This is a genomic window from Enterococcus sp. S183_ASV_20, from assembly GCF_018919685.1.
GTDB classification, from domain to species: Bacteria; Bacillota; Bacilli; order Lactobacillales; family Enterococcaceae; genus Enterococcus; species Enterococcus faecalis.
Genome location: NZ_JAHLRI010000089.1, coordinates 1 through 6,855, shown reverse-complemented (window position 1 = coordinate 6,855; position 6,855 = coordinate 1). Strand labels below are relative to the sequence as shown.

Genomic DNA, 6,855 nt, shown 5'->3' with positions numbered 1-6,855 from the left:
CATTAATATCAGTCGCTTTACTACGCTCAAAATCACGTTGGGTTCTGTAATGAATGTATTCTTCGGCTAAGGCATATTCATTGTTGGATAGCAGAGTATGTTCCACAATATTTTGAATTTCATAAATTTTTACGTTATTGGTAAAACGTTCGGCAATTTCTCGATTGACATCGGCAACAATCGATTGGACTTTTTGATGTGTCAAAGGAGTGACTTGGTCATGTATTTTTTGTTCAGCTTTGATCAAAGCGTCGTATATTTTTTGATCATCGAAAGTCACTAAACGACCATCCCGTTTGACGACTTTAATTGTTGAGAGATTAACATCCTCGGCTTTTTCATCAGTAATCTTCATCATTTTATCCAGCTCCTTATATCTCGTTAGTAACTATCCTAATACAAAGGTCGGCTAAATTCAATCGATATATTGCGTATTTTTAGTAAAATATCACTAGACAAACACTATATATTGTGCTTGTGCTGTTTTGAAAAAATATGAAAACAAATGAAGAAAAGGATTGAGCAAATTTTTTTGTGTGAAAAAAATTCTTTGTCCAAATTAAAAAACAGCAAAGAGTTTTTTGCCAAATTGCTAAAAGCAACACTAAAAAATAACAATTATTAAATAATAATTATTTGCGAATTTATTCACGAAATGCCAATTATTCTTTGACTACCGAACGATATTGTAAGATAAAACGATGTTCATTCAGATTTTTTCTTGGTAAAATAAGAGTAATAACAAAACGTTGGAGCGAGAAAAATGAAAAAAATTGTAGAAGTAAACCATGTCAGCAAGACATATGGTCGTTTAAATAATAAAACAGAAGTATTAGATAATATTTCGTTTACCGTTGATGAAGGCGAATTTGTGGGGATTATGGGTCCCAGCGGTGCTGGGAAATCGACACTGTTGAATGTCTTATCCTCGATTATTTTGCCAACCGCAGGAATCGTGCGCATCGCCGGACAAGACATTTTAAAAATGCGAGATAATCAATTAAGTGATTTTCGGAGAAACGAAATGGGGTTTATTTTTCAATCGTTTAACCTAATTGATACGTTAAATGTGAAGGACAATATTCTGTTGCCTTTAGCTGTAGAAAAAGTTTCATTAGAAGAAATGGATAAACGTTTGTTACATGTGACTTCGATTTTGGGGATTCAGGAGCTTTTATCTGCTTATCCACCAGAGATTTCTGTGGGACAAAAACAACGGGTAGCAGCTGCTCGTGCTTTGATTACGAACCCTAAAATTATTTTTGCAGATGAACCAACTGGCTCGCTGGATTCAAAATCAGCAACAGAATTGTTGAAATATTTAGCTGAAATTAATCTACATGATGATGCCACAATTTTGATGGTGACACATGACCCGTACACGGCCAGTTTTTGCAATCGCATCTTATTCATTAAAGACGGTGCGATTTTCTCAGAAGTTGTTCGTCAAGGATCACGTAAGGAATTTTTTAATCGTGTGATAGATATGCAAGCAACGATTGGTGGAGGCGGGCGCGCAAATGATTTTTAAACTATCATTAAAAAATTTAAAAGCTCATGTACCTAATTATCTGGTTTATTACATTAGTATGACTATTGCAGCGGTCGTTTATTATTGTTTTCGTGCGATTGCATACAACCAGCCTCTTGTCGCAGGTGCAGGCCGTGATATCGAAATTAAGCGATCTTTAGGACTTGGTAGTACCTTAGTCACGATTATTATTTTGGGCTTTATGTTGGCAGCAAATCGCTTTTTTATTGGCAAACGTAGCCAAGAAATTGGCTTGTATCGATTAATTGGTTTGAGAAAGAGCCAAGTTTCACTAATTTTTTTAGTGGAAAATTTAGTTTTAGGCTTTGTTTCACTAATTAATGGGATTATTCTAGGAGTGATTTTCACCAAGTTGTTTTCAATGATTTTAGCCAAAGTTATGTTTTTAGAAGTCCCCAGTTTCTTCTATATTTCTTGGCGTTCCGTTATTGAAACCGGTGTAGCTTTTGCATTTATGATTTTGATTGTCTGCTTAAGAAGTATTTGGATGATTTATCGTTATCCATTGTCGCAGCTTATGCACCAAGAAAAAATTGGTCAAATTAATTATAGTCGTTTAACGAAACGGCGGCAGTTTCTAGGTATTTTAGGTCCTATTTGTTTACTGGCTGGTTATTTTATTGCGTTTGATTTTCGGAATTTAGCGACAGGTATTGTGTATAAACAATTAAATGATTCATTGGATATCTCGATTCCGATGATTATTACATTGACGCCTTTTATCATTTTGGGTCTCTGTGTGGTGGGAACTTATTTATTTTTCCGTTATACCATGTATTTTATCATTCGCTTATTTAATCATAGAAAAAAATGGTATTACCAAGATTTACGCATGATTACTTTAGGCAATGCCAAACGCTACTTATTTAAAAGTAGCAAAACACTCACTGGTTTGACCTTGTTAATTGCGACAGCCTTGAGTGGGATTGGCGTGATGGTTTTTGTGTATACGATTAGTATGCACACGGTCAACAGTGATGGCCCCGTGGACTTTTTAGTTTCACAGGAAAGCTATCCTAAATTGAAGAAAGTTCTTGATGAAGCGAAGGACACCAAAATAAAAAATGAAGTGACACTTTCTTATAAAATTACTGGAATTGAACGCAGTTTGCGAATTGGTCAAGCGCAAGAGGAACAAGAAACGATTGAAGCAGTTAATGTTTTATCTTTCTCCAACTACCGCAACTATCAAAAAATTAATCCTTATTTAAACGATTTACATTTAAAAAATGACCAAAGTGTTATCTATATGGATAGCTTTACCAATATTTTAAGTGGTATGTCTCGTTATGAATCGAAACTGCAATTTGTTGAAGGGGAGAAGGCACAACTGCAACAAGTGCTGCCTAACTATCTAGGCAATTTTTTATTGCAATATTCCTTACCAACGATTGTCGTTTCCGATGCCCTTTATCAGAAAGTGACAAAAAATTCCATTCAGTATCAGATTAACGCCGTAAATGTTGACACGAAAAGCCGTGAAAAACTTTATGAAGCCGTAAATAAACAGATTGCCACAGAATGGCAAGCGCCAATTTTGTATAAGTATGAAAAAAATAACCAGCAGTTGAGTGGTTTTGCCAAACAAATGCCTAACGAAGAGGTAAAGAATACGCAAGATGATGTCACAGAAACTTGGCGGCTAAATATGAATGATCGCTACGCCTCTTTACGCTATGAACGAAAAATTAACGGCTTGACTTTATATGTCTCCATGTTTGTGGCAATTTTAGCGTTGTTTATTACGGGCAGTATTTTGATGTTACGACAACTGTTTTCAGCTGTAAGTGAGCGTCAAGATTACGTGACTTTAAAACGGATGGGTGTTTCTAGTAAAGCGATAACTAAGCAAATTTATCGACAGAATAGTTTGATTTTCTTTCCGCCGATGGTCATTGGGATTTTGCATACTACCTTTGCCATTTATTTGCTAAGCCAATTTATTAAGAGTCCAGGATATTTGTTAGTATATCTTTCTTGTGGAATCTTAATAATTGTTTATCTAATTTTTTATATTTTAACGTCTGCCATTTATGCGCGGATGATTCGACACATCCATTTTTAAAAAACTGTAAAAGCCGTTGTGAAGCGGTTTTTACAGTTTCTTTATGCGAAAAAATTATGAGAGTTCCGTTTATGAAAATCATGAAAATTTAAGAAGTGACGAAATTGTTAGTTTTTTTATTAAATTGTAAGAAATTTCAATGGACTTTGCTGAAATATAGCATAAAATAATGGATAGCGATTAACCTTAGGAGGTGAATGATAATGAAAACAACTTTTCAGAAAATTCTCAATAACGAAAGTCTTAAATTCATCGGTAAAACGTTATTTTATTCTTTCATTGTCATTGCATTAATTTATCTTTATCATTACAAGAATATCAATGGAGGAACCTTCATTTATAACGAGTTTTAAGGAGGCGGCTATATATGGAAAAAGTAATTAATATGATTCAAACGATTGATGAATGGGCACGTAAAGAACCCCAACGTCCTGTTTATTTAACCGAAGAAAAAGTCTCTACGTATGGAGAGTTAAAAGAAAAGTCAGACAATCTAGCCGCTTATTTAGCTGAGCTGAAAACGGACAAGTCAGCGATTGTCGTATACGGAGAATTAGATTTTGAAATGATTGTGAGTTTTCTAGGCGCGTCGAAAGCTGGTTTTAGCTATATCCCCATTGATGCACATACACCAAAAGAACGCATTGAACTAATTCTAAACGTAGCCAAACCAACCGCAGTGATTGCTGTGCATGAATGGCCTGAGTTAGCCACTGAAGTGCCAGTAATTACGGCGGAAGAATTAACGGAAATGATGATGCATGCACCCCGGCATGCGCCTGCGTTGACGCCTGTCACAGGAGCAAGTAATTACTATATCATTTTCACTTCAGGGACAACTGGCGTACCAAAGGGTGTGCAAATCAGCCATGATAATTTAGTTAGCTTTACGAATTGGTTGTTGCAAGATTTTGGTTTAGAAGAAGGGGCCCGCTTTTTAGCACAGGCACCTTATTCGTTTGATTTATCGGTGATGTCTATTTATCCCGCATTGGCGTTAGGCGGCTCATTAACTCCGTTACCCAATGAAATCATTAACGATTTTAAACAATTATTTACGCGTTTGCCACAATTAACAATCGACGTCTGGGTTTCAACACCGTCCTTTATTGAATTGTGTCTAATGGAACCAAGCTTCGATGGTGAACATCTACCAGCACTGCGCACGTTTTTGTTCTGTGGAGAAGAATTACCAAAACCAACGGCTGAGAAATTAGCCGCTCGTTTCCCAACTGCGCATATTTATAATACGTATGGGCCGACAGAAGCGACTGTAGCGATTAGTGCCATTGAAATCACTCAAGAAGTTTTAAAAAGTGTCCAACGTTTACCAATCGGGTATGTGAAAGAGGATACGCAAATTTATATTATGGAAGGCATGTCAAAATTACCTGCAGGTGAAATTGGTGAAATCGTCATTGCTGGACCAAGTGTTTCCAAAGGCTATCTAAATAATCCTGCGAAAACAGCTGAAGCTTTTTTCCAATTAGATGGCGTACCAGCTTATCGCACAGGCGATGCTGGAAAGTTAGTCGATAACCTATTGCAGTATGAAGGACGCTTAGATTTTCAAATTAAATTGCATGGCTACCGCATTGAGTTAGAAGAAGTAGATCATCACTTAACGAATGTTTCCTACGTGAAACAAGCAGTTGTTGTGCCGAAATATCAAGGAAATAAAGTCCAACAATTAATTGCCTATGTCGTTCCGCAAGCACATGAATTTTCAAGTGATTTTCAATTAACTAAGGCAATTAAACAAGAATTAGCCACGTTGACAATGGACTATATGATTCCACAAAAATTTGTATATGTTGAACAATTACCTTTGACAAGTAATGGCAAAATTGATCGGAAAGGGTTGATGAATGAGGTGAATGCCACATGATGAATTTTCCTCATATGATTCCCTATAATGCACCGTATTACTTCGTTCTGCTAATTGCGGCCTTGTTGCCAATGATTTTAACCTTAGCCATTAAAGGGACACGTTGGCCTTGGTATCAAACGCTCGTGACATTGGTCTTTCTATATATCAGTTTTGGTGGCGAATTTTGGCAACAAGGAGTCGCTCTGATTGTATATGTTATTTATCAAACGTTACTAACGTGGGGCTATGCGGCTTATCGAAAAAATAAAAATGCAGGTTGGGTCTTTTATCTGGCTGTCTTTTTAGCTATATTACCGCTTGTTTGGGTGAAAGTTTCTCCCTTCATGACAGGCAAAACAACCTTACTTGGCTTTTTAGGGATTTCTTATTTAACCTTTAAAGCGGTCCAAGTGGTCATGGATTTACGGGATGGTGTAATGAAAGAATATCATCCGTTCCGTTACATTCAGTTTCTCTTGTTTTTCCCGACTATTTCTTCAGGACCCATCGATCGTTATCGGCGCTTTGAAAAAGATTTAAAAAACCCGCCGAGTGCGGAGAAATATTTAGACTTTTTAGAAAAAGGAATTTTTTATTTATTTCTAGGATTTTTATATAAGTTTATTATCAGTCATTATCTTGGTGGTGTCTTTTTACCACATGTGGAAAAAATGGCCTTGGCACAAGGTGGTTTATCCTGGTGGACAGTCGGCTATATGTATAATTACAGTTTGTATCTATTCTTTGATTTCGCAGGCTATAGTTTACTGGCCGTTGGCACAAGTTATTTAATGGGCTATGATACACCAATGAACTTTAACAAACCGTTCCTAAGTTGGAATATTAAAGAATTCTGGAATCGTTGGCACATGACCTTATCTTTTTGGTTCCGTGATTACATTTACATGCGCTTAATGTTTTTCTTAATGAAAAAGAAAGTCTTTAAAAGTCGGATTGTGACTTCTAATATTGGTTACTTTGCGTTGTTCTTAATTATGGGCATTTGGCATGGATTAACGTGGTTCTACATCGCTTATGGGCTCTACCATGCAACACTAATTTGTGTAACAGATGCTTGGCTACGTTTTAAGAAAAAACATAAAGACAAGATACCATCAAACAAATTTACACATGCATTTGCAGTCTTTTTAACTTTCCAAGCGGTTTGTGTCAGCTTCCTGATTTTCTCAGGATTTTTAGACAAACTATGGTTTAAATAAACAAAAATAAAAATATAAAGGGGCAATTTACAATGAACATTCAAGAAACAGTATTAAACATTTTAGAAGATATTACAGGAACAGACGAAGTTGTGAACAATCAAGACATTCAATTATTTGAAGAAGGATTATTGGACTCTTTAGCAAC

The 6,855-nt window shown here is 36.0% G+C and carries 6 protein-coding genes and 1 pseudogene; 6 read left to right on the top strand and 1 reads right to left on the bottom strand.

Annotation, left to right across the window (positions count from 1 at the left end; genetic code table 11):
• Positions 1 to 358 (bottom strand): ATP cone domain-containing protein (locus KQI94_RS14995; RefSeq protein ID WP_253296183.1); only part of this gene is annotated, 358 nt, incomplete at its 3' end.
• 405 nt (positions 359 to 763) lie between these two features.
• On the opposite strand from KQI94_RS14995, the gene KQI94_RS14990 reads away from it, so the two are divergent.
• From KQI94_RS14990 to KQI94_RS14965, 6 genes and pseudogenes are all read left to right on the top strand, one after another.
• A complete protein-coding gene (locus tag KQI94_RS14990; protein WP_002356382.1) occupies positions 764 to 1,531 on the top strand; it encodes an ABC transporter ATP-binding protein in 768 nt (255 codons plus the stop codon).
• Complete coding sequence (locus tag KQI94_RS14985; RefSeq protein WP_002389785.1) at positions 1,521 to 3,617, top strand: ABC transporter permease; 2,097 nt, start codon at positions 1,521 to 1,523, stop codon at positions 3,615 to 3,617. Before KQI94_RS14990 ends, KQI94_RS14985 begins: the two co-directional genes overlap by 11 nt.
• Positions 3,618 to 3,820: 203 nt before the next feature.
• A complete protein-coding gene (locus tag KQI94_RS14980) occupies positions 3,821 to 3,970 on the top strand; it encodes a teichoic acid D-Ala incorporation-associated protein DltX (protein WP_002356384.1) in 150 nt (49 codons plus the stop codon).
• A gap of 14 nt (positions 3,971 to 3,984) precedes the next feature.
• Positions 3,985 to 5,505 carry a D-alanine--poly(phosphoribitol) ligase subunit DltA gene (gene dltA / locus KQI94_RS14975; protein WP_002368807.1) on the top strand — a complete coding sequence of 507 codons (1,521 nt, stop codon included), beginning with the start codon at positions 3,985 to 3,987 and terminating at the stop codon, positions 5,503 to 5,505.
• Complete coding sequence (dltB, locus tag KQI94_RS14970; protein WP_002382500.1) at positions 5,502 to 6,707, top strand: D-alanyl-lipoteichoic acid biosynthesis protein DltB; 1,206 nt, start codon at positions 5,502 to 5,504, stop codon at positions 6,705 to 6,707. The genes dltA and dltB overlap by 4 nt, the downstream gene beginning before the upstream one ends.
• A 32-nt stretch (positions 6,708 to 6,739) precedes the next feature.
• Positions 6,740 to 6,855, top strand: a pseudogene (locus tag KQI94_RS14965) (D-alanine--poly(phosphoribitol) ligase subunit 2); the annotation flags it as partial.